19 protein-coding genes are annotated in these 23,897 nt (G+C 58.2%); 13 read left to right on the top strand and 6 right to left on the bottom strand.

Annotation, left to right across the window (positions count from 1 at the left end):
- From HNQ64_RS04295 to HNQ64_RS04260, 8 genes are all read left to right on the top strand, one after another.
- Positions 1–978 carry an FAD:protein FMN transferase gene (locus HNQ64_RS04295; protein ID WP_184205698.1) on the top strand — a complete coding sequence of 326 codons (978 nt, stop codon included), beginning with the start codon at positions 1–3 and terminating at the stop codon, positions 976–978.
- Positions 979–1,004: 26 nt separating this feature from the next.
- Positions 1,005–1,493, top strand: coding sequence for a TlpA family protein disulfide reductase (locus tag HNQ64_RS04290; RefSeq protein WP_184205696.1), 489 nt, complete (start codon positions 1,005–1,007; stop codon positions 1,491–1,493).
- Positions 1,494–1,514: 21 nt separating this feature from the next.
- Entirely contained in the window at positions 1,515–1,742 is a 228-nt protein-coding gene (locus HNQ64_RS04285) for a DUF4266 domain-containing protein (RefSeq protein WP_184205694.1), read from the top strand.
- A gap of 37 nt (positions 1,743–1,779) precedes the next feature.
- A complete protein-coding gene (locus HNQ64_RS04280; RefSeq protein WP_184205692.1) occupies positions 1,780–4,737 on the top strand; it encodes a putative Ig domain-containing protein in 2,958 nt (985 codons plus the stop codon).
- A 145-nt stretch (positions 4,738–4,882) separates the two neighbouring features.
- A complete protein-coding gene (locus HNQ64_RS04275; protein ID WP_184205690.1) occupies positions 4,883–5,191 on the top strand; it encodes a hypothetical protein in 309 nt (102 codons plus the stop codon).
- 80 nt (positions 5,192–5,271) lie between these two features.
- Complete coding sequence (locus HNQ64_RS04270) at positions 5,272–5,841, top strand: YceI family protein (protein WP_221305326.1); 570 nt, start codon at positions 5,272–5,274, stop codon at positions 5,839–5,841.
- A gap of 5 nt (positions 5,842–5,846) precedes the next feature.
- Complete coding sequence (locus HNQ64_RS04265) at positions 5,847–6,995, top strand: type III polyketide synthase (RefSeq protein WP_184205686.1); 1,149 nt, start codon at positions 5,847–5,849, stop codon at positions 6,993–6,995.
- 5 nt (positions 6,996–7,000) lie between these two features.
- Positions 7,001–9,010: an FAD-dependent monooxygenase gene (locus HNQ64_RS04260; RefSeq protein WP_184205684.1), complete on the top strand. Its 2,010-nt coding sequence runs from the start codon at positions 7,001–7,003 to the stop codon at positions 9,008–9,010.
- Positions 9,011–9,053: 43 nt separating this feature from the next.
- Here HNQ64_RS04260 and HNQ64_RS04255 read toward each other — a convergent pair whose 3' ends face one another.
- Together HNQ64_RS04255 and HNQ64_RS04250 are read right to left on the bottom strand one after the other, a co-directional pair.
- Positions 9,054–10,100 (bottom strand): agmatine deiminase family protein, encoded by a 1,047-nt coding sequence (locus HNQ64_RS04255; RefSeq protein WP_184205682.1) that lies wholly within the window; start codon positions 10,098–10,100, stop codon positions 9,054–9,056.
- Complete coding sequence (locus tag HNQ64_RS04250; protein ID WP_184205680.1) at positions 10,093–10,959, bottom strand: carbon-nitrogen hydrolase; 867 nt, start codon at positions 10,957–10,959, stop codon at positions 10,093–10,095. The genes HNQ64_RS04255 and HNQ64_RS04250 overlap by 8 nt, the downstream gene beginning before the upstream one ends.
- Before the next feature lie 226 nt (positions 10,960–11,185).
- On the opposite strand from HNQ64_RS04250, the gene HNQ64_RS04245 reads away from it, so the two are divergent.
- Together HNQ64_RS04245 and HNQ64_RS04240 are read left to right on the top strand one after the other, a co-directional pair.
- The gene (locus HNQ64_RS04245) at positions 11,186–11,629 is read left to right on the top strand and encodes a ComEA family DNA-binding protein (protein ID WP_221305325.1); all 444 of its coding nucleotides are present in this window, start codon (positions 11,186–11,188) and stop codon (positions 11,627–11,629) included.
- 101 nt (positions 11,630–11,730) lie between these two features.
- Positions 11,731–12,753 carry a TIGR00266 family protein gene (locus tag HNQ64_RS04240; RefSeq protein ID WP_184205677.1) on the top strand — a complete coding sequence of 341 codons (1,023 nt, stop codon included), beginning with the start codon at positions 11,731–11,733 and terminating at the stop codon, positions 12,751–12,753.
- A gap of 110 nt (positions 12,754–12,863) precedes the next feature.
- Here HNQ64_RS04240 and HNQ64_RS04235 read toward each other — a convergent pair whose 3' ends face one another.
- A complete protein-coding gene (locus HNQ64_RS04235) occupies positions 12,864–15,437 on the bottom strand; it encodes an autotransporter-associated beta strand repeat-containing protein (RefSeq protein ID WP_184205675.1) in 2,574 nt (857 codons plus the stop codon).
- A 226-nt stretch (positions 15,438–15,663) separates the two neighbouring features.
- On the bottom strand, positions 15,664–16,344 hold the full coding sequence (locus HNQ64_RS04230) for a hypothetical protein (RefSeq protein WP_184205673.1): 681 nt from the start codon (positions 16,342–16,344) through the stop codon (positions 15,664–15,666).
- A gap of 116 nt (positions 16,345–16,460) precedes the next feature.
- On the opposite strand from HNQ64_RS04230, the gene HNQ64_RS04225 reads away from it, so the two are divergent.
- A complete protein-coding gene (locus tag HNQ64_RS04225; RefSeq protein ID WP_221305324.1) occupies positions 16,461–17,627 on the top strand; it encodes an OmpA family protein in 1,167 nt (388 codons plus the stop codon).
- Positions 17,628–17,718: 91 nt separating this feature from the next.
- Here HNQ64_RS04225 and HNQ64_RS04220 read toward each other — a convergent pair whose 3' ends face one another.
- Positions 17,719–18,621 (bottom strand): EamA family transporter, encoded by a 903-nt coding sequence (locus HNQ64_RS04220; protein ID WP_221305323.1) that lies wholly within the window; start codon positions 18,619–18,621, stop codon positions 17,719–17,721.
- Between the two features lie 102 nt (positions 18,622–18,723).
- On the opposite strand from HNQ64_RS04220, the gene HNQ64_RS04215 reads away from it, so the two are divergent.
- Complete coding sequence (locus HNQ64_RS04215) at positions 18,724–19,551, top strand: hypothetical protein (protein WP_184205667.1); 828 nt, start codon at positions 18,724–18,726, stop codon at positions 19,549–19,551.
- Positions 19,552–19,758: 207 nt separating this feature from the next.
- Here HNQ64_RS04215 and HNQ64_RS04210 read toward each other — a convergent pair whose 3' ends face one another.
- Positions 19,759–20,298 carry a Uma2 family endonuclease gene (locus HNQ64_RS04210; protein WP_184205665.1) on the bottom strand — a complete coding sequence of 180 codons (540 nt, stop codon included), beginning with the start codon at positions 20,296–20,298 and terminating at the stop codon, positions 19,759–19,761.
- Positions 20,299–20,508: 210 nt separating this feature from the next.
- Here HNQ64_RS04210 and carB point away from each other — a divergent pair, with 210 nt between their 5' ends.
- On the top strand, positions 20,509–23,850 hold the full coding sequence (gene carB, locus HNQ64_RS04205; protein ID WP_184205663.1) for a carbamoyl-phosphate synthase large subunit: 3,342 nt from the start codon (positions 20,509–20,511) through the stop codon (positions 23,848–23,850).
- Positions 23,851–23,897 lie beyond the last annotated feature (47 nt).

Raw genomic sequence — 23,897 nt, 5'->3', positions numbered from 1 at the left:
ATGTCTAAAGCCGCATCATCCACACCTGCCGTCATCCCTCCAGATAGCCGAGGCGTGCGCAGCCTAGCCTTCAAGGCGATGGGCACCGCCTGTGTCATCCAGTTTCGCTGCGAGGACCAGAAAGCGGCCCTGAAGTTCCTAGCAGAAGCGCTGGGCTGGTTAGGCGAATTTGAAGCCAAGTTTTCGCGTTTTCGACCGGACTCGCTGCTATCACAAATCAATCAGGCGGCCGGGCAGCGCTGGGTCGAAATTGATGCGGAGATGGAGCAGATGCTCGACATGGGTGAGGCCATGCACCGCCTAACAGAAGGTTTGCTCGATCCCGCCATGCTGCCGCTGATCCAGCTCTGGGATTGGAAGAAAGTGCATGAGCGGCTGCCGCTGGAGGCTGAAGTGCAGAAGGCCCTCACCTTGTCCAACTGGAAAGAAGTGGAGCGCAAGCCTGGGAAGATCTACCTCCCCAGAACGGGCATGGGCCTCGACTTCGGAGGTTTTGGCAAAGAGCATGCGGTGGATCAAGTCATCGCCATCGCTCGTCGCCACGGCATCGTGGATATCCTGGTGGATCTGGGGCGTGACATTCTGGCCTTGGGCGGGAATGGGCAGCATCCGTTCTGGCATGTAGGCATTCAGGATGGCGTGCAGACGGACCGCTGCATCGGAGGTCTTGCCGTCTCAGGTTATGCCGTGTGCGCATCAGGCGACTATGCCCGGCGCTTTGAGCACGGAGGCGTGCGCTATGGCCATATCCTAGACCGCCGTACGGGATGGCCTGTGCGCCATGGGCTGCGTGCGGTGACGGTGGTGGCACCCACTTCCCTCATCGCCGGCATTTACTCCACCTGTGTCTTTGTGCTGGGGCGAAAGGAGGGTCTCCAGTTCGCAGAAAGCGCCCCAGGTGTGGAGGCCTGTCTGCAGGGGGAGCAGGGAGTCACAGCCACCCGTCATTTTCGTCAGTATCAAGTCCAGTCAGCTTAACTCAAACACCCAACCTTAGTCATCCTATGAAATACATCGTCACTCTTATCAGCACCCTGTGTCTCGGCCTAACCATGAGCTTTGCAGGCGAACCCGCCACGGGCTCAACCCTGCCGGACCTCAAAAGTCTATTGCCCAGCGCAACGCTGCCTAAAACAGCGGGAAAAGTCGTCCTGGTCGATTTCTGGGCCTCCTGGTGCGCGCCATGCAAAGCATCCTTTTCTACGATGGCTCGCCTGCACGATACCTATGCTAAGAAAGGTCTCGTCATCATCGGCATCGGGGTAGATGAAGAAGCGGAAAAGTACCAGGCCTTTGCCGCGAAGAACCCCGTAGGTTTCGCCCTGGTTCACGACACTCAGCAGAAGGCGGCCGCCTTTTTTAATCCGCCCACCATGCCGACTAGCTACCTCGTCGGGCGAGATGGCAAAATCCGCCACATCCATAAGGGCTTCAAAGGCGCAAAGACGGAAGCCGAATACGTGAAAGAGATCGAGGAACTGCTCGCCCAATAAACCCTCACTTCCCTGATCCAGATGAAACCTCGTTTACTTTTCTTAGCGGTCACTGTGGCCGCCACCTTGAGCAGTTGCTCCAGCCACCTGGTGCGCGTGAGGCCTTTTGAGAGGGGAAACCTTGCCAATCCTCTGATGAGCCCAGAGCGCGATACGCTGTTTCTGGCGATGACCAATCATGCCTACTTTTCTCGCGAGGCCAGTTACGGCGGCGGTGGGGTAGGTGGCGGCGGCTGCGGATGCAATTAACCCTGACAGATCTTTTTCCCTTCAAAATCCAAGTCTTATGAATCTCTTTTCCGTGATCGATAAGTTCAAGAAACCCTTTTCCAGATACAGCTCATTGCTGCTCCTGTTTCAGCGTTCGCCGATTGTGCAGATGCTTTTCCCAGAGGCCAAGTTACTGACTTCAGCAGCCTTTGTGGATACGACGAAGTTCGTCATTACCAGTGTGGTCGGGCTGGGGGCTTTTGACAGTGTGGCAGGGGCCACCTCCGTCAGCCAAGTGGCCCCTTCCGCAGGCTCTGCCACCGTGCCAGTGACGGCAGGAACCAATCTCGCAGGGGTCTTTCAGATCGTGGGTGGTGGTGGGCACACCCCTCAGTCGTGGTCTGTTTCCAGCGGCACTTTGCCGAGTGGCCTAACGCTCGCGAATGCTAAAAGTAAAACGACCACGCTGACAGGGACGACGACCCAGACAGGCAACCATGTGGTCACCATTCGAGGGTGGGAAAATGCCAACTTCAGCGGGCGATCTGCGCAGGCCAGCTTTACTCTGCAAGTCTCTGCCGGTGCAGGCGCTGCCATTGGCACGCACCCGGCCTCGACTACCATCAGCAGCGGCAGCACAGCCACTTTAACCGTTTCGGCAACCGGTGGCGCACCGTTGACTTATCAATGGTATGAAGGGGCCAGTGGTGTCACCACCCAACCCGTAGGGACGAATGCGGCAAGCTTCACCACCCCGAATCTCACGGCGACGAAGAGTTACTGGGTCAAAGTAAGCAACGCGGCAAACCCTGGTGGGGCACAGTCAAATACGGCCACAGTCACTGTGCTGCAGCCAGCAGCCATCGCGGAGCAACCTGTTTCAACTCAGGTCAACAGCGGGCAAAGCACGACCCTCTCTGTGGTAGCCACTGGGGATGGCCCTCTAACTTACCAGTGGTATCAGGGTGTGAGTGGGCTCATCACCACCCCAGTCGGTACCAATGCCGCCTCCTTCACCACCCCGAGCTTGCTTACCAGCACCAGCTATTGGGTGAGAGTGAGTAACGCCGCCTTGCCTGGCGGAGTAGATTCCAGCACGGTCACGGTATCCGTTACGGCTCCGGCGGAGCCGACGATTTTGACAGCCTCCACTTTGGCCACCGGTTTCGTGGGCAACATCTACAGCACGTCTTTGAGCGTCATCGGCGGGACGGGTCCCTACACTTGGCGCGTCAGTGAGGGCGTCTTGCCAGCAGGTCTAACGTTGAGTGATCAAGGCCTGTTATCTGGCACGCCGCAATCTTCCAGCCGCAACAGCTTCACCGTGGAGGTGGCTGATGTGCAGGCACGGGTCGCGACCAAAGTTTTCACGCTTCCGTTGACGGATCTCGTCATCCGCACGGCTGTGCTACCCACGGCTGTTCAAGGGGTGGCGTTTTCTCACAGCTTGCAGCACACCGGCGGGACGGGTCCCTACACCTGGGAGATCGCCTCGGGCGCACCGCCAGCAGGCATCACGCTCAGCCCAGCCGGCGTGTTGTCGGGAATACCCACAGCGTCAGGCAGTGCCACCTTCACCGTGCGTTTGACGGATGGCAGTCCGGTGGTTCTTGTGAAATCGCTGACGTTGCCCGTTTCTGCCACTTATCTGGCTCCGATCGTGGATCCGGTGGCGTTTTCTCCCACCACCTTGGGTGCCTTGGTCAATCAGATCGTGACGGCTTCAAACTACCCCAAAACTTTTGCCATTACCGGGCTGCCGAAGGGCCTCACTTTTGTGCCTAGCACGGGTGTCATCAAAGGCCGTGCCACGGTGCCGGGGCGCTATGAGGTGCAAGTGCGTGCTAGCAATGCGGGTGGGGTGAGTGCGGTAGTCGTAGCACCGTGGGTGGTGAATGCTTTGGACGTACATCAGGTCGGGAACTTTACGGGTTTGATCAAGCGTGAAGCGGGAGCTAATAAAGGTCTAGGCGGTACCTTCTCCCTCACCACCACCTCCCTGGGGGCTTATACCTTGAAGGTCACCGGGGCCCTTCCCACCAGTGGTGCAGCAGCAGCAGGCATGGCCTATTCAGCGAAGGGTTTCTTGAATGCCTCCGCGCCTCATATCTCGGTGGTTCTAGGTGGGCAGACGCTTACCCTCAATCTGGAAGCTGGCACAGGTGAAGTGACGGGCCAGCTTGGTGCTGCGGCGGTGAATGGCTGGCGCAATGCCTGGCATGTGCGAGACCAGCCCGCGACCGCTTATGTGGGTTACTACAGTCTGGCCTTGGACCTTCAAGAAGCGAGGGATCGGAGTTCGCTCACCATCCCTCACGGCACAGGGTTTGCCACTTTCAGTGTCACCCCTGCAGGCACCTTAATCCTGCTGGGTAAAACGGCCGATGGGGAGACCATTACGAGCAGCAGCTTTCTCAGCTCGCAGGGGCAATTGGCAGTTTACACTCCGCTTTATAAAAAGTTAGGCAGCGTGCAGGGCGAGCTGCTGCTGGACCTTCAGGGGGCGGGTTTTGAGGACAATGTCATCCTCGGTGGCTTGAGTTGGGTGAAACCGGTCACGGTATCACGTCTCTATCCTGCCTCTTTTGGAGATGTGCCACTCACGGCAGCAGGGGCTTACTTGGCTGAATCCAGCAAGACCAAAGCCATCCTTGGCTTGCCCACCGTGGGCAATGTAACTTTGGATTTAACCGAGGGTGGATTATCCTTCTCGGCGACAGATCCGAGGCTTCAATTCACCTTCACCGCGGCGAACAAAGTCGTGTTGCCGATCATCACGGAAAATCCGGGTAAAGTAGCGCTCACCATTACCCCAGGCACTGGCAAAGTCAGTGGCAGCTTCACGTTGGTCGAAACCAGTCCACCGCTTACCCGGGCTAAAGTCCCCTTGGTGGGACAGGTAGTGCGCCTGGCGGATGGTTCTGTGAAGGCGGTGGGCTACTTCCTGCTGCCTCAGATTCCGCAACTCAATGAAAAGGCCACCGCTACACCCATCCTCTCGGGCGGATTTAGCCTGCTTCAACCGCTGCCTTAAAGGGCTTTTAGTTAGAGCTGTCGAGACTCAATCCTAACAAATGATGACGAATCAAATATCCTTCGTTGGGATTGAGCATTCCCAGCCACTCAGTGTCACACAGAAAGCGGGCACCACACCGTTCCTGTGGGGCTGCTTTTTTGACATGGCTCTCTCTCGAAAATGGTTCTGGCTCTTCCTGGCGTTCTTTGCCTTGATGGTGGAGGCGTCTGCGCTGGCAGAGCAGGCGCAGCAGACCGTTTTGCCGGAACTTGTGACTGAGGTCTTAGACACTCTTAGCGCTGAGCAAGAGACAGGGCTGGAGTGGGCGGCAGTGGATTTCACAACCTTGGATCTGCTATCGTTCAGGCAGGGCATGTGCCTTGGATACACCTTCCGGGTCTGGCAGAATGAAAGACGCGGGTGGTTTCAGGGAACGCGTTTACATCGGTGGCTCTGTATAGATTTGAGATAAGGCATGGGCTGTGCTGGGAAGCACCCTAACCATGTTTTCTTCATCTTTGTTTTAGTCACCTTTTCTTCATTCCTTCTGTTATGCTTTTACGTTGTTGTTTGTTTTTAACGCTTTGTTTTGCGCATCCTGTTTTTGCACAAAGTCGTGCGAATTGGGCAGGCACTGCCGCCATCACCTTTGCGGGCACTTCCACGCTCCATGATTGGGCAGGACAGGTAGCCGCCCAGCCTTTCACCACCGTTGTGGTCTCCGATGCCGCAGGTGCTCCCACGCAGATTTCTGCCAAGGTCACCGTCTCTGCTAAGGCCATGGACACGGCTGAACCGAAGCGCGATGAAAACATGCGCAAGGCCATGAAAGTGACGGAGTATCCGTTGATCGAAGCCGCGATAGATGCCGCTGTGGGTGAAGTCTCTCAGGATGGCAAGACCCCTTCGACTTTACCCATGAAGTTGAAGCTTCTAGGCAAAGAGCAGAGCGTCCAGGGCCGCATCAGCCAATGGAAGCTTGTGGGTAAGAAAGCCACCTTCGACCTGGACTTCGACGTATCTCTCAAGGCCAGTGGCATTGAGGTGCCGTCGGTTCTGTTACTCATCCGCGTGGGCGATGCCGTGAAGGTACATGCCAGCGTCACCCTCACCCAGCCCTGATTTCCATGCCTGCTTACATTCATCACATCGCCACCGGTAATCCTGCCTACACTTACAGTCAGGCTTATACGCGAGATCGTCTCAAGGACTGGGCCGTGGATCCGAAAACCAAGCGCCTCATCCACGCCATTTACAATCGCAGCGGCATCGAGACGCGGCATAGTGTGACGGGAGATTTTGTCATGGGGTCGGAGGCTAGCCTATACCGCAGTGATGCGGAGGGGCGCCTCATTCCACCCGGCACGGCGGAGCGTAATCGCGTTTACACGCACTGTGCGCGGGAGCTCTCGGTGGATGTGGCCCGCCGGGCTTTGGCGGATACACCAGGGTTTGAGAAGCAAGACGTCACCCACATCATCTACACCTCTTGCACCGGCTTTGCCAATCCAGGGCCAGATTACCACGTTATCCGGGAGCTAGGCCTGCGGGAGAATGTACAACGCTACACGCTGGGGTTCATGGGCTGCTACGCGGCCTTTCCTGCGCTACGCATGGCCGCGCAGTTTTGCGAGGCCGATCCGCAGGCTGTGGTGCTGGTCATTTGCCTGGAACTCTGCACGCTGCACATGCAGATCAATGATCATCACGACAGCATTTTGGCGAACTCTTTGTTCGCGGATGGTGCGGCAGCGGCGGTCGTTAGTGCACGATCACCGATGAATAAAAAGCCTGCTTACTTGCTGCGGGGTTTTGAGTCAGCCCTCGTTCCCTCCAGTGAATCCGAAATGGCCTGGGAAATCGGCAATGAGGGATTTAACATTGTCCTCTCCAGTTACGTTCCGGACATCATCGGGGGAAACATCCGCCAGTTGCTCAATGGCATTTTGGGCCGCCAGGGCTGCAAGGTGGACTCCATGCAGGAATGGGCTGTGCATCCCGGGGGCCGTTCCATCTTGGATAAAGTCCAGGAGAGCCTAGCCCTCCGGCCTGAAGCTCTGGAGGCCTCACGCACCATCCTGCGAGACTATGGGAACATGAGCAGCGCCACCATCCTGTTTGTGCTGAAAGAGATGCTCGACTCAGCGGAAACAGATCATGCCACTCTCTGTGCCATGGCTTTTGGGCCTGGTCTCACCGTGGAGACGGCCCTGCTGGAACGGATTGGCTGCCGGGCTGCCGTTCATCTGCCCACGGCGGAAAGCCTGCAAACCTAGTTCCCATGGGCACAGCACCTGTTTCTTACACCCCAGCACAGCGCCAGGTGGCGCTGTTGTATGGGCTCGTCAGTCATTCCTTATTCCTGGCGTCTGTCGGCGTCATGTTTGTCAGCCTGTACCAGGGGTTGCAGTTTAGTTTGCTGCATCTGCATGGCTGGGCAGCCGCGATGAATGATGGGCTCCTGGTGCTCCAGTTTGGTCTGGGGCACTCTCTGCTGCTTTCGGACAAAGGTCGCCGCTGGATGGCGCGCTTGGCTCCCTTGGGTCTCGGGCGTGAGCTTTCCACCACCATCTTTGCAGGGCTGGCCTCTTTGCAGTTGCTGGTGACTTTCCTGTTCTGGTCTTCTTCAGAGGTCCTCTGGGCGGCACCGGAAGGCTGGCTCAAAGGTACTTTGAGCGTCATCTACGGCTTATCCTGGGTATTGCTGGCCAAGTCCATGCGGGATGCGGGGCTGGATGTGCAGATTGGTAGCATCGGCTGGCGCTCCGTCTGGCGCGGGCATGCGCCAGTGTATCGTCCCTTCAGTCGCACAGGCCTGTTTCGTTACAGCCGCCAGCCCATTTATTCTGCCTTCACCCTCATCTTGTGGACGGCTCCGGTCTGGACGCCAGATCACCTCTTCATTGCGCTGGTATGGACCGGATACTGCGTTGGAGCACCCGTGTGGAAGGAGAAACGTTACCTGCGTTTTTATGGGCAGGCGTATGCTCGCTATCAGGCCCGGGTGCCGTATTGGTTCCCTGGTCGCCAGCGTCACCGTATGAGTTCTCCCTCCCTTTCTCAGGCTCACGATGCCGAGGTCATCCTCATCGGCGGGGGGCCCATCGGCATGGCTTTGGGTTGCTTGCTAGGCGCGCGCGGTATGCGGGTGAGGGTGCTGGAGCGCCGCACCGGTCTGCCCACTCATTCGCAGGCCATCGGAATCACCCCGCCCACGCTGGCCATTTTGGCGGAGCTGGGGCTGGATCAGGCCTTTATCCAGCATGGTCTGCCCATTCGTGACTGCCACGTCCATGGCCAGAGTGGTCCTACGGGCATCGCTTCTTTTCGCGAGATCCCCGGCCCCTACCCTTTCGTGCTGTCTTTGCCGCAGCAGATCAGCATGGCTCTTTTGGCAGAGAAACTGGCCACTTATCCCTCGGTCACCCTCCAGCGTGGGGTGGAGGTGGTGGAGCTGGACCAAACGGACCACGAAGTCTCCGTGACCGTGAAGGATGAAGCCGGCACCCTCACGACGCTCCGGGCTGCTTATGCGGTCGGCTGTGATGGGCACCGCAGCCGCGTGCGGGATCTCCTGCGCCTGCGCACCACACGGCATGACTATGGGCATGATTTTATCATGGGGGATTTCGTTGATCGTACAACTCTGGGTGCGGAGGCGCATCTCTACTTCACAGCCCAGGGCGCGGTGGAAAGCTTCCCCCTGCCCGGAGGGCTGCGACGCTGGATCGTGCAGACGCGCCAACCTGAGACTGACCCGCCGCAGGGCTTCATCAGTGAAGTTGTGCGCCTGCGCTCTGGTCAGGTCATTGCGCCGGAAGATCAGCTCAATCAAAGCAGCTTTTCACCCTGGCGGCTGGACTGTGAGCAGCTCTACGATGGCCGTATCATCCTCTGTGGAGATGCGGCCCATGTCATGAGCCCCATCGGTGGTCAAGGCATGAACACAGGCTTTGCCGATGCCGAGTTTGCCGCGTTGATGCTGCATGCCATTCTGCGCCATGGCCAGCCAGTCTGCTCTTGGTTGGCGGAGTATGACCGCTGCCGCCGTCAGGCCTCCAATACGGCCGCGACCCGCGCTGCCTTGGGGATGGGGCTGGGCACCTGGCGTGGGAAGGGACTTTCTTGGGTGAGAGATGCACTTCTGCGCCACATCATCCTCCAGGGGCCTCTGGCGCGCATCGTGGGCCCTTGGTTTGCCATGATGACGATTCCCTTTAACCGGGCGGCCAAATCCGCCTTTGTCACCCGCCAATTGGCGGGTGACAAAGACATCAAAAAGCCAGCCTGAAACCAGGCTGGCTTTCCAAAAGGAACCCGTTTGCTGACGCCTCTTACTTCGGCTGATGCATGGCGATGCAGTGCAGAGCACCGCCTTCCATGACGAGATCCTTAGCCGTCACGGAGATGATCTCGCGACCTGGGAAACACTCGGCGATCTTGTCTTCCGCGATGGCGTCCTTTTTCTTCTGACCGAAGATGGGGACCATGACGGCGTTGTTCAGCAGCATGAAGTTCGCGTAGCTCGCAGGGAGGCGGCTCAGGCGCCAATCCTTGGCTTCGATGGCGTTCGGCATTTCGATCTCGATGATCTCCAGCTTACCACCATCAGCGGTGCGTACGTCATCCAGTTGCTCACGGATCTGCTTCAGCACCTTGAAGTTCGGGTCGTTCTCCTTGGTTTCCACCATGCAGATCACCGCGTCTTCACGGACGAAACGAACGATGTCATCCACATGACCGTCGGTGTCATCACCTTCGATGCCGGCCTTGAACCAAACGATGTCGTTCACGCCCAGCATGCCCTTCAGCTCTTTTTCCATCTCCGCCTTCGTGCGGGCCTTGCCGCCATTGCGGTTCGGGTTGAGCAGCACGGCTTCGGTAGTGAGGAGCAGGCCTTTGCCATTGGTCTCAATGGCGCCACCTTCCAGGGTGAAGTCAGAGGTGAAGCGCTGCATCTTCAGCACTTCAGCCGCCTTTTCAGGGATGGTGTTGTCGAGGTCGTAAGGGAACTTGCCGCCCCAGGCGTTGAAATTCCAGTCGGTGATGGCCACTTCGCCGGTTTCATTGTGCTTGATGAAGATGGGTCCATGATCACGGCACCACACATCGTTGGTGTTGTGATTGTAGAGGTCCACCATGTTCAGCGCGCCTTCGTTATCCGCGATGCTGAGGCGGATGCTCATGTGCATCATCTCAGGCGCATTGATGCGCACACGCTGGTAGCGGGTCAGGTTGGCGGCGATCTCTCCAAACTTATCCTGAAGTTTGAGATAGGTCTTGGGACAACTCTCCTTGTTGGAGGGCCATGATAGCCAGATGGCTTCCTGCGTTTCGAATTCGGCGGGAAGGTGGTAGTTCTGCGGGTATCCTTTACTCATCAAGGTAGCGTTTGGTCAGAGGGGCGTAAGTGTCAATGCGGCGATCACGGAAAAACGGCCATATCCGCCGGAAATCCTCCACCGCCTGGAGATTGCACGTCACAATCACCACTTCTTCTTGTTCGACGGACCCTTTGGCGACGATCTCGCCATAAGGATTCGCCACAAAACTTTGGCCCCAGAATTCCGTGTCATCTTGGAATCCGGTGCGGTTTACCGCTGCGACATAGCAGCCATTGGCAACGGCATGCCCGCGCTGTACGGTTTCCCAGGCGCAATGCTGGGCGCTGCCCAGTTCGGCCTTTTCACTGCTCAGCCAACCGATCGCGGTGGGGTAAAAAAGAATTTGTGCTCCAGCCAGGGCGGTGAGGCGCGCTGCCTCGGGGTACCACTGATCCCAGCAGATCAGCACGCCGATGCGGCCAAACTGGGTGTCCCAGACTTTGTAACCGAGATCCCCAGGCGTGAAATAAAACTTCTCTTCAAAGCCCGGATCCTGCGGGATGTGCATCTTCCGGTAGTTGCCCAGGTAGCTGCCGTCGGCATCCAGCACAGCCACCGTGTTGTGATACAGGCCCGGCCCACGTTTCTCAAACAGCGGCACAATGATCACCACGCCGAGTTCCTTGGCCAACACCGCTAGGCGGTCCGTCGTTGGCCCGGGCATCGGCTCGGCCAGATCAAAGAGAGCAGTGTCCTGCCGTGTGCAGAAATACGGGATGTTAAACAGCTCCTGCAGGCAGATGATCTGCGCTCCCTTGCCTGCGGCATCACGGATCAAGGCCTCGTGGCGGGCGAGGCTTTCAGCCTGGCTAGCGAACGTGGTGCCTTGGATGAGGCCGAGGGTGACAGTGGACATGGGGGGCGGAGGATTGAGAGATGTGCGGGACGTGCAAGTGAAGATGTGAAAGCTTTGGAAATCGTCAGTCTTTGAATCTCGGCATGACGATCCAAGCCTCAGTCTCTCATCACATCGGTTCCTGTCAAAAGACATCCGGGTGCCGCTTTCGTGAACCAACGAGTTTTCACTGGTCAATCCAAAGCCGATCACCTAGCGTGAGCTCGGTTTTATTCCCCATCTGCTTATGAAATACCTGTTTGCTGTGCTCGTGCTGGTTGGAATGTCATTCTCCGTTCAGGCTGCTGAAGCACCTGCTAAAAAGAAAGCCCCTGCGAAGGCTGAAGCCAAAGTGGAGGCCCCCTCGGCCAAAGCCCAGGCCGTGGCGAAAACACTGACGCCCCTGCAAAAGACGAAGCTGCTGGACCTCTTGAATAAGGGCGATGACAAAGCACTGCAATCCCTGCCCGGCATCGGTGAAACTCGTGCTAAAAACATCGTCAAAGCCCGGCCCATTGCCGATCCTGTGGATCTTGTGAAGGTGGACGGCATCGGTGATGCCACCCTGGCAGAAATCGTCGCTCACGCGAAAGCAGGTTTCCCAGTCGAGGGTAAAAAAGACACGGTCGAACATAAAGTCGTGACCAAAAAAAAGGGCGCTCAGGCTGATAAAAAAGCCGCCAAAGAGTAATCGCCCCTTCAAAACGGCGCTTCACTTTCCAGTTCCGTACTTACTGCTAGTTCATCACTTCGTGGTCGTGCGGATTCATCGCCTACCCCGTTCCATTCCCTATGAACCCTTGGTTTTACGTCGATTCAGAAGGTCAGCGCCATCAGGTCACTGAAGAGCAATTGCAATCCCTCGCCTCCTCTGGAGCTGTCCGCCCAGACACCCTGGTCTGGACAGAGGGTCAGGCCCAGTGGAGCCGTGCGGAGCAGGTCCTCCCTGGCCTGTTCCGTGGCGCTTCTGGCGGCCCTCCTCCCATCCCTGGTCCACCGCGCATGTCTGGCAGCAGCGGCATGCGTGCGCATGACGTGGACTATGAGATCCATGGCAATGAGATGCAGATCGTGGAGGTGGAGCTGGACCCGGGTGAGACTGTCATCGCCGAAGCTGGTGGCATGAACTACATGGACGATGGCATCGTCTTTGAAACCAAGATGGGGGATGGTTCCGCCGCCACCAGCGGTGGCCTCATGGGCATTCTCAAAACCGTGGGTAAACGCATGCTCACGGGGGAGTCCATCTTCATGACGCACTTCACCAACCGCGCTCACGCTGGCAAAAAGCGCGTGGCCTTTGCCGCCCCTTATCCAGGCAAAATCATCCCGCTGAAGCTCACCGACTACGGTGGCGAGATCCTCTGCGAAAAGGATGCCTTTCTCTGCGCCGCCTTTGGCACCTCTGTGGGCATCGCGTTCCAGAAACGCTTCGGTGCCGGTCTCTTCGGCGGCGAAGGTTTCATCCTTCAGCGTCTCAAAGGGGATGGCATGGCCTTCATCCATGCGGGCGGCACCATCATCAAAAAAGAGATGCGTGGGGAAACTTTGCGCGTGGATACCGGCTGCCTCGTCGCTTTTACTCAAGGCATCAGCTATGACATCGAGCGTGCAGGCAATCTGAAGAGCATGTTCTTTGGTGGTGAAGGACTTTTCCTCACCACGCTCACGGGACATGGTACCGTTTGGCTGCAAAGCCTGCCCTTCTCCCGTCTGGCAGATCGCATCCTGGCGAATGCCCCTTCTGCCGGCGGCAAGGCTACGGGTGAAGGCTCCGTCCTCGGCGGCATCGGCCGCATGTTTGACGGCGATTGATTTCTCAAGCAAGACCGCCTGCCACGTCTTTACAGACAGAGGTAGGCGGTCTTTTTGGAAATCGGTCTTTGCTGGAGTCAGCGCAGAAGCATTTCTGGAATGGCCTCGGTTTAACGCCTGCGGCGGCTCACCAACGCCAGTCCGGCGATCATGAGTAAAAGACTGCGTGAGGGCTCAGGCACCACCACGGTGATAATGCCGCTGCTGGCGAACTGGCTGATGTCCCAGAAGAAACCGCTGCCTGCGATATTCGGCAGGTTCAGGTCCGTCGCGTCGTCATCGCTGCCATCCCGGTAGTTGCTGCCTAAATTGGAGGAAAGAGAGCCGAGAGTTCCCCAGTCAAAGAGGTTAAAACTTTGTCCAGCTGTCGGAACAAAGTCACCTGGTTCCACGATGATCTGGCCGCCTGTCTGCTGGGTGAACGTGCCTGTCACCGCGATCTGGTCATAGTCACCACTGCTGTTGGAAAGTTGCAGTCGAGTCTGTGAACCCGTGGCCAAAATCAGTGAGCTGGAGAAGCTGAGCTTCTGCAGAAAATCCCCGCCAACGGTGCCGGGCGCTAGGGTGCCACCGCTGGCGATGGTAGTCGCCCCGGCCACACTGCCGCCGCCTTGGAGCAGTTGGCTGCTTTTGACGGAGTAGCCGCCGGTCACAGCCACCACATCAAACGTCGCTCCGCTCGCTACGGAGATGATGGGTGAATTGTCCACACTGGCAGAGGCTCCCAGGCGCACCGAACCCTCGTTGATCGTCGTGTTGCCGGTGTAGGTGTTGGCCGCATTCAGGGCCAGGATGCCATTGCCAGTCTTGACGATGCCGCCGCCACTGCTCACCACGCTGGAGTTGCTGGAGGTGGTGCCACTGGTGATGTTCCACGTGCGGTCTGCCGCGCCCAGGTTCACCTGCGAGACGCCGATGGTGTTGGCACCTGCATTGATGGAATTGGTACCACTGGCGGTCACATTCCCATTGATGGCCAACTCGCTGCCAAAGGCCCCTACTGCTGTGCCCTTGGCGAGGTTAATGGATTGCCCTGTCAAGATCAGCCCACCACTGCCGATGATGAATTGATTGAGTCCCGTCGTGCTATTGCCATTGAGCGAGACCACAGTGCCTGAGAAGCCCGTGAAATCCGCCCCGCCCACACTCCAGATGGCCCCACTGTTGAGGTTGATCGAGGTGCCTCCAGAGACACGCAGCAGGCCGGTGATGTTGACGATGCCCGAGTTCGTGTTGCCGCCGATGTTCACCGTGCCAGCGGTCTGGGTCAAGTTGGCAAAGGTCTCCGTCAGGTTGTCAAATTTCAGCGAGCCACCGATGAGGAAAATGTGGGTGGTATCGGCCAATTGATTGGCTGTATTCCAGTCCAGGATGCCGCCCGTGGCCACGGTGATGTCACCCGCGATGGCATTTACTCCGGCGGTTTTTCCCAGAAGCAGACTGCCGCCTGAGACCGTGGTCATGCCGCTGTGGGTATTGGCTTCAGCTCCAGCTAGGGCGAGGTTTCCTGCGCCCGTTTTGATCAGTCCCCCCACGCCAATGGTGGCCACATTGATGTTGGTCGTGCCTGCGGTGATGTCCCAGGTGCTGATGATAGGCAGGCTGATCCGGGACGAACCAAACGTTCCCCCCGTATTAAAGTTGTTGGTTCCGCTGGCTGTGACGCCGCCATTAAAAACGATCTCACTTCCCAGCGCGGCAGCCGTCGATCCTTTGTTGATGGCCAGATTCTGCCCGGAGAGGATCAGTCCACCGCTGCCGATGTTCAGTTGGGTGATGCGGGTATTGTTATTTCCTGTCATGCCGAAGGCCGAGGCTGCTGCGCCTGTGAAGTCCGCCTTGTTCACAGTCCATTGCCCGGCGCTGTTTAACCCCAGGCTGCCCGTGCCATTGATAGCTAGGGTATTGGTGATGGTGAAAAGGCCGCCGTTGGAGGAAGTGTTTGCGTTGCTGTTGCCGCCCTGGATCGTTAGGTTAGCGATCGTTTCCGTGTTGCCGGTGATTTGCAATCCACCGCTGATCAGCGTGACGCTCGCCGTATCGGGTACCTGGTTGGCTCCGCCCCAGATGAGCGTTCCTCCATTGATGATCACATCTCCACCCACAGCATTGACGCCGGCGGTCTTGGACATTGTGAGATTCCCTGCCAGCACGGAGGTGCCACCGCCATAGGTATTGGCAGCGGCACCCGAGAGCGTCAGTGTGCCTGTGCCATTTTTGGTTAGGCCCACGCTGCCCGCCAGCGCGGAGGTGATGGTGGCATTCACATTCGCCGTGATGGTGGGGGTTGTTCCATCCAGCGTGATGGTTCCTCCGCTAAGCGTGTAGCTACCCGCAAAGGGTGCATTGAATAGGATGCCGTTGGCGATCACGCTGCCCACCGCGACCGAGCCCGCCGTGCCAGAAATCCCACCCCCGAAAATGGCGATGTCCGCATTTGTATTCGGCCACGCCAGATAGGTCATGCTGGTGCTGTCGTACCAGGGTTTGTTCGTCGCTGTGGTGTTCCAGCCACTGGCATTGCCATCTGTGATATTGCCCGTGCCGTCGCTGTCATATTGCAGCGTTGCAGCACTCAGGCCAGTCGCCAGAAAACAAGATAACCACCCGACAAGGCCACGCGATTTTTTCGCGCGAAGCTGAGGATGGGAAGAAAGGGACGGGGAGGTTGGAGACGATTGCATGCTGCCAATGGGGGGTGGCACACGGCTAGAACTCACGCAGAGCGCGCAAGCCCTGAGCTATGTTGGGGGGACAATGCTTAGGGGGTTGGGGGGAGCGAAAGAATACACCCCTTCGTCGCGCAATCCAGCGCTGGGCCTAAAAATAGGAGCGATGTAAAGAAATCGCTGATTACTAACGCTCTAACAGCGCTTCTTGGTCCACAGCGCACTTAGCCTGAAAGGTCCGTCATTTCTCCGTGTGCAGCCACCACATCGTCTTCATTGAAACGGCAGGAGCCTGCCCGGCTTTATAGGACGTTTGGATGGAGGCTGGCGGTGTTTCGCTAAAGCCCGTGATGTAGTCTTTGGCATCCCTTTTCTGGATGGGGAAGATGCCCCTGCCCTGGCCACGCAGCAGGAACTCAGGCTTTCTCGGCGGGGTGTCATCTCCCAGCGTGCTAAACATCCGTGGAGATGAGGAGTAGATCACTTCTTCACAGGCAATCTTGACCGTGCTGGAGCAGTTCACCGCGTAGATTCCTTTGGTGAGAGGGAGGCTGCCGACGAGGTCTGCACCCTGACGCACTTCGAGAACATTCGGTGCATTCTTTTTCAGGCGAACGCCTGTGGCTTTTTCGGCTTCGCCTTGCTGCACGGGTTGGCCATCCAGACTGAGCGCGACTTCGCCCCGCTTTTCCGAATAAATGTAAAGAGTCGCTGAATTGGCGGCCTCCTCCTGGGCTGTTTTGGAGCGCACCACTTCACCCGCTGTCAGCAGCAGTCCCACGATCAGCAGCGTGCGCCTCACCTTCACCGAAATCCAGGCTTTAAGCTCCACCACCGTGTAACATAATAGTGCCACCACCAGAGTGCCCAAGGCGACGAGGGGATAGGTATCCGTCCAGAAATTTGAGGTTTCAGCGAGCATGAGAACGCAAAAGGGTGATGTGTGAGGACCTTGGGCCTATTGCTTTCCGTGTGTCCGTAACTTTTGCAAGTTCCTCGTAAGTTAAAAGGGAAAATGCGTCATGACAGTGGGCTGGCATGTCCTCACTTCTAATCCTTTCCCTAACCAACGTTACAGCAGGTGGCAGAACTATAAAACTTACTCATCTCGACATCACATCCTCCACCGCTTTATTGCCCGCTCTCATGAAGACCTCTTTTTCGTTGGCGTTGGTGGTCGCTTGCGGCCTTGTCTCCGGTCTGGCTCACGGCCAGGTCAGTCCTGAATTCACCCGGGATAAAGAGGGGGCCAAGGATCACCCCCTGCTCAAGCGCATTGAAGGTTCCATCATCCTTCATTACGCCACGAAGAAGTTCGATTCCCATCAGGTGGCCCTCGGCCCCGTGATCTTTGACTACGGCGAGCAAAAGACCAAGGAGTGGAAGAAGATTGATGCGGAAGGCGCGCGCACCACACTGTTTTACCGTGAACCTGCCGATGCCAGCACCCTGGAGTGCCTGCGCTCTTACCAGACCGATTTGAAAGAAAAAGGCTTCGAAGTCCTCTTCGAAGGTAGCAGCAATGGCAAACCCCAGGAGCAGGCCAATACTTTGGACAATGGCTACGGCCGTTTTGTCGCCGCCGTTTACCAGACGGAAAAAGACTACGGCCTCCAAGAATACACACTCCCCGGGGCCGAGGACTTCCGCTACACCGCGCTCAAAAAGACCGGTGAAGGTGGGGCAGGAGACGTTTATGTCACCATCTTTGCCGCAGCCGTGACGGATTCCTGGAAGGACCCTGAAAAAGGTATCCTCGCAGGAACAGTGGTCGCCCGAGTGGACGTCATCGAGACCAAGGCGCTGCAAAACCGCATGGTCATGGTGAAGGCCGACGAGATGGAAAAACAGATCACCACCACGGGTCGTGTCGCCCTTTACGGCATCTATTTTGATACCAACAAAGCCACCCTCAAACCTGAGTCAGATAGCACCCTGGCGGAGGTTCAAAAACTCATGACCCAGGACAGCTCCATAAAGCTCCTCATCGTCGGCCACACGGACAACGTCGGCGAATTTGAATTCAACCGCGACCTGTCCAATCGCCGCGCCGCTGCCGTGGTGGAGGCCCTGACCAGCCGCTATGGCATCTCCTCCCAGCGCCTCTTCCCCTTTGGCTGCAGCTTTGCCAGCCCCGCCGCACCCAATGCCAGCGAAGATGGCCGCAGCAAAAATCGCCGCGTCGAATTGGTGAAGTGGAACTGAGGCCTCAAGCTTCCCCCTTAACCTTCCCAAGGAGCGGGACTTGCCAAGTCCCGTCTCTTTGAAACTCTGCCCACCCCTCAGTTTGCCCCGGTCACACCACCACCAGGACGATCGCGCTCATCATCATCAGCGCCCCTGCCAGCCGCCAGCGCAGGATGCCTGAGCCGAGATCGCGCTCCGTATTGGCAAACCAGTGCCCGATCATCCACACCAGGGCCACGCTCAGCAGTCCGCGGGAGGCGTACATAATGTTGGCGGAGGTAGCCTTGCCATAGACCGCTAGGGTGCTCACGAAGATGATGCTCTGCGTGCCGAGTAGCACGGAACCCCCCGTTAGCCAGCCCCAGGCCTGCTTCGGAATGGCGCTCAGTGGCGCGGAAAAGCGGAAGACTAACCCGCAGGAAAACAGCGCATTGATCCAGAAAATGCAGGGCAAAAGCCGCCCCACGCCCCATTGCGGTCCCCACTTTTGCACCAGTACGTCAAACACGGCAAAGCTGATCGCGCCCACGCCCCCTGCCGCTAGCGTGATGCCCAGTCCCCGGGGCCGTTTGCCCTGGTCTTTTTTATTCAAAAAGGAAATGCCGATAACGCTCAGCAGCGCTGCGCCCCACAGTTTTAGTCCCACCGCTTCGCCGATGATGAACGGCGTCAAAAAGGCCACCAGGATCACCTTCAGGCCAAAGACCGGCACCGCCACGGATACATCCCCTTTTTCCAGGGCGATGAACTGTGAAATTTGCCCCACAAATAGGCACATCGCGATCACGCCCGGCTGCCACAGCAGCTCTTTTTCCACGGGCGGCCCGCCCAGCAGCCACAGCAGAGAAAACAGGCCTGCCACGATGAAATTGGCCACAAACGTGGTCCGCCATAGCCCCACCCCCAGCTCGCTGGACCGTTTCAGCACCAAGGCCCCGAAGGCATAGACAAGGGCGGCAATGAGGGGGAAAATGATCGTGGCTAAGGTTGGAGGCACCCGCAGCGATAACACGGCCCTCGCGCGCACTCAAGGAGCGAGGGTCACCGATGCTCATACGATTGAGACGTCCCCGCTCTGTCCTTGCGCCTAGCTTGACCCACGGCTCCTTTCCTCATGCGCCTCCTCCTCGCCCTCTGCTTTCTGGCCACCCTCGCCCCCGCGCAGGAAAAATGGGTGTATCTGGACAATGGCCACGTGCGCCTGGGCATCAATCTCACCGCTGGGGCCTGCATCGGCTGGTTTTCACACTCGCACTCGTCTGACAACCTGCTGAATGCCTACGATGTGGGTCGCTACGTCCAACAGTCCTACTACGGTGACCCGGATGGCAGCGACTGGAATGGCAAACCCTGGCGCTACAATCCCGTCCAGGGCGGCAGTTGGCGTAACGAGCCTGCCCAGCTTCTCGAAAGTCGAGAGTCCAAGGACGAACTGTACGCTAAAACTACCCCTCGCCACTGGGCCACGGGCAAGTTGCTCCCCGAAGTCACGCTGGAACAATGGCTGCGGCTGGAAGGCGGCCTCGCCCGGCTGAAATTTAAAATGGCCTACACCGGGGAAAAAACCCACAAGCCCTACCACCAGGAGCTGCCCGCTCTTTTTGTGAAACCCAGACTAGAGACCTTGGTCTCTGTGGGAAAAGACGGCAGCCTCCAGCGCCAGCAGCCGGGATTTCCAAATGAAATCATCGCTATCGGTGCTGAGCCCTGGATCGCCTGGGTGAATGCCCGGGACTCCGGCCTCGGCCTCTACCTGCCTCACGTCAAAGAGGCCACCACCTACCGCGTGCGCAATGGCAATGCCGGCGACTGCTCCTACCTCGCCCCGCTCCAGACATTCGCTTTGAAACCCGGCCTCATCTTCGAGTACGAAGTCACTCTGGCCATCGGTACTGTCGAGCAGCTCCGCAGTGTCTTCGGAAAGTTGGGGGCGTCGAAATAGCTTCGCCCGCGTGCCAACGAATTCCTCAAGTAGAACCCCAACAGAGCAAACACCAAAGCACCTGGATGAACCGTGGCCGCATTTGCCGATGAGCCGTTTCCCCCAGCCCCAGCGGGGCGAGACAACATAGCCCAGGGCAGCGCCCTTGGGTAAGCCACAATCTCCGCCTCCTCCCCTGCGAGCCCTGAAAGGGCGAGACACCCCACCTCACGCCACCGTTTTGGGCATCTCGGGGCACAGTTTGGAAGTCTTCGCCGCCACCTCAGCGGCTTCTTTCAGGAAAAAGATCATCTTCCCCTTCTTGTCGCAGATCCACACCTCCTTCGCGCCAGCCTCGAAATAAAGGCGGCGTTTCTCCTCGATCTCTCCCCGCGTGTTGGCTGGCGAAATCACCTCCACACAGATCTCCGGTGCCCCCGACAAAGCCGTGCGACCTCCAATCTTCAGCAGCCGTTTTTTGGAAACCCAGGCCACATCCGCCACCTTCACACCGTCCGTGGTGGAGATAGGGCAGGCAAACGATGCGCTTCCTTTAGATAACAAGCGCTTTATTTCCCATGAAACGGCAGCCATTCGAAAGCCGTGTCCATAATTTTCATATCGGGACGCTACCATTCGGCCAAACCGATCCGTTTCGATTCTCCCCGGCCAGTTTCGCACAAAGTCGTCACTGGCCAGTTCATCCCAACGGTCCAGATTGAAGGCCGTTCGGTTTTGTGTCTTTGGCAACATCCTCAGCGCACTCATGGCTTTCGGTGCAAAAAATTCCACAAACAGAGCCTTCCGGCAACACATCTTCATCCTCCGCCCTTTACAGCGCGCTGGCTCTGTGCAAGATGCCGCGCTTTCCCGGCTGCCGCCGCAAAGATGAGCGGTTCCCGGAACCGCCGCCTCCCCCTGTGGCAGCCTTGAAAGCCCCAACCTAAGCTTTCTCTTCTCTCTCCGCCCTCCGCCTCCATGCCCAAAGATCCCTCCATCAAACGCATCCTCGTCATCGGTTCCGGCCCCATCGTCATCGGCCAGGGCTGTGAGTTCGACTATTCAGGTGTCCAGGCCTGCAAAGCTCTGCGCGAGGAAGGCTACGAGGTCGTTTTGATCAACTCGAACCCGGCCACCATCATGACCGATCCGGAATTCGCCTTCCGGACCTACATCGAGCCGATCACCCCAGAGATCGTTGAGAAGATCATCATCAAGGAAAAGCCCGACGTCCTCCTGCCCACCCTGGGTGGCCAGACCGCGCTGAACACCGCCATGTCCCTGCACCACTCCGGCGTGCTGGAAAAACACGGCGTGCGCATGATCGGCGCCAAGCCCGACGCCATCGAAAAAGGCGAAGACCGCCTCAAGTTCAAGAACGCCATGCTCGCCATCGGGCTGGACCTGCCGCAGTCCGGCGTCGCCCACACCATTGAGGAAGCCCGCAAAATCGCTGAAGAGATCGGCACCCTGCCCCTCATCATCCGCCCCGCTTACACCCTCGGCGGCACTGGCGGCGGCATCGCGTATAACAAGGAAGAATTTGAAACCATCACCGCTCGCGGCCTGGACCTTTCCCCCGTCAGTGAAGTGCTCATCGAAGAGTCCTTGCTCGGCTGGAAAGAGTTCGAAATGGAAGTGATGCGGGACAAGGCAGACAACTGCGTCATCATCTGCTCCATCGAAAACCTGGACCCCATGGGCGTCCACACGGGCGACTCCATCACCGTCGCCCCTATCCAGACCCTGACGGATCGCGAGTACCAGATCATGCGCGATGCCTCCTTCGCTTGCATCCGCGAGATCGGCGTGGAGACGGGCGGGTCCAACATCCAGTTCGCCATCCATCCGGACACGGGCCGCATGATCGTCATCGAGATGAACCCGCGCGTATCGCGCTCCTCTGCGCTCGCCTCCAAGGCCACCGGTTACCCCATCGCCAAGATCGCCGCCAAACTCGCCGTCGGTTACACCCTCGACGAGCTGAAGAACGACATCACCCGCGAGACCCCCGCCTCCTTCGAGCCGACCATTGACTACGTCGTCACCAAGATCCCGCGTTTCACCTTCGAAAAATTCCCCGGTGCCGATACCTCCCTCACCACGCAGATGAAGTCGGTGGGCGAAGCCATGGCCATTGGCCGCACGTTCAAAGAGTCCCTCCAGAAAGCCCTGCGCAGCCTGGAAATCAAACGCTTCGGTTTGATCGGCGACGGAGCCGATGTCGTGGTGGACGAAGAAACCCTCACCACCAAGCTCACGGTGCCGAATGCCGAGCGCATCTTCTTCCTCGGCCAGGCCTTCGCCATCGGCTGGGACGTCGAGAAGGTCTTCAGCCTCACCAAGATTGACCGGTGGTTCTTGAGGCAGATTGAGGAGATTGTGAAGGAAACATTGGTTATTTCCGACAAAGCGCTCGCGATAGCAGAATGCCGAAACGATCCCGAATTCATTCGTTCCCGCTTCGATCTCGATCCAGATAACGATACCGATCTCGAGCTTGCTCAAGACAAGCTGGAGAAGTTGGACTGGAGAAGCCTCAGTGCTAGTGAGTTCCGCCGCTACAAAAAGCTTGGATTCTCGGATGCACAATTGGCGCATATGTGCCGCACACGGCAAAAAGAGATTCGCGCTGCCCGCAAGAAGCTCGGCATCATCCCCACCTACCGCCTTGTGGACACCTGCGCCGCCGAGTTCGAAGCGCAGACTCCTTACTACTACTCCACTTACGGCACCGAGGACGAAGTCCGCGACAATGACCGCAAGAAGGTCATGATCTTGGGTGGTGGTCCAAACCGCATCGGCCAGGGCATCGAGTTCGATTACTGCTGCGTCCATGCCTCCTTCGCGCTGCGCGAACTGGGTTATGAGACCATCATGGTCAACTCCAACCCGGAGACCGTTTCCACCGACTACGACACCAGCGACAAGCTCTACTTTGAGCCCCTGACCCTGGAAGACGTGCTGAACATCTACGAGCGCGAAAACCGCAACGACCAGGTGCTCGGCGTCATCGTCCAGTTCGGCGGCCAGACCCCGCTGAACCTCGCCAAAGGCCTGGAAGAAAACGGCGTACGCATCATCGGCACCAGCCCGAAAAACATCGAGCTCGCCGAAGACCGCAAGCTCTTCGCCGCCCTCTTGGATGAACTCGGCCTGCACCAGGCCGCCAGCGGCACCGCCACCTCCCTGGAAGAGGCCCTGGCCATCACTGCCCGCATCGGTTACCCCAGCCTCGTGCGCCCCAGCTTCGTGCTCGGTGGCCGCGCCATGCAGATCGTCTATAGCGATGCCGAACTGACCCACTACATGAAGAATGCCGTCGAGGCCACGCCCGACCGCCCCGTGCTGGTGGACCGCTTCCTGGAAGACGCCACTGAGGTGGACGTGGACTGCATCAGCGATGGCGAAACGACCGTCATCGGTGCCATCATGGAGCACATCGAAGAGGCCGGCATTCACTCCGGCGACAGCGCCTGCGTCATCCCTCCCTTCAGCCTCGGCGCTGAAATGCAGGACCGCATCCGCGATGCCGCCAAAAAGCTGGCCAAAGCCCTCGGCGTGCGCGGCCTCATGAACATGCAGCTCGCCGTCAAAGGCGACGACCTCTACGTCATCGAGGTCAACCCACGTGCCTCCCGCACCGCTCCTTTCGTCAGCAAGGCCATCGGCGTCCCGCTGCCAAAGCTCGCCGCCAAGATCATGGCTGGCAAGACCCTCAAGGAACTCGGCTTCACCGAAGAAGTTCATCCGAAGCATTTCAGCGTCAAAGAAGCCGTCTTCCCCTTCAGCAAGTTCCAGGGCGTGGACATCGCCCTTGGGCCTGAGATGAAATCCACGGGCGAAGTCATGGGCATCGACATGGACATGGGCCTCGCCTTTGCCAAAAGCCAGATGGCCGCCGGCGGCACCTTGCCGACCAAAGGCAACGTCTTCATCAGCGTCAAGGAAACCGACCGCGCCAACGTCGCCCGCATCGCCCAAGGTTACGCCGATCTCGGCTTCACCCTCTACGCCACCGCCGGCACCGGCCAGGTCATCAAGGATGCTGGCACCGATGTCAACATCCTGCCGAAGCTCGCCAGCGGCCAGCGCCCGAACGTCATTGATCTCATGAAGAACAAGGACATGGCCCTCGTGATCAACACCCCCTCTGGGAAAAACCCCCGCGAGGACGAGATCAAGATCCGCACCGCCGCCATGCAAAACCGCATCCCCATCATGACCACCCTCCGTGGAGCGGATGCGGCGATGCGAGCGATCAAGTCATTGCAGGCTGCGGATGTCGAAGTGCGGGCGTTGCAGGAGTATCATCAGTAGTATCATCAGTAAGATCCATCTTTGTCCCATTAACGACTTCCCGATCC

Origin of the sequence: Prosthecobacter dejongeii, assembly GCF_014203045.1 — a bacterium.
Lineage (GTDB): Bacteria > Verrucomicrobiota > Verrucomicrobiia > Verrucomicrobiales > Verrucomicrobiaceae > Prosthecobacter > Prosthecobacter dejongeii.
This window is presented reverse-complemented; position numbering and strand designations above follow the sequence as displayed.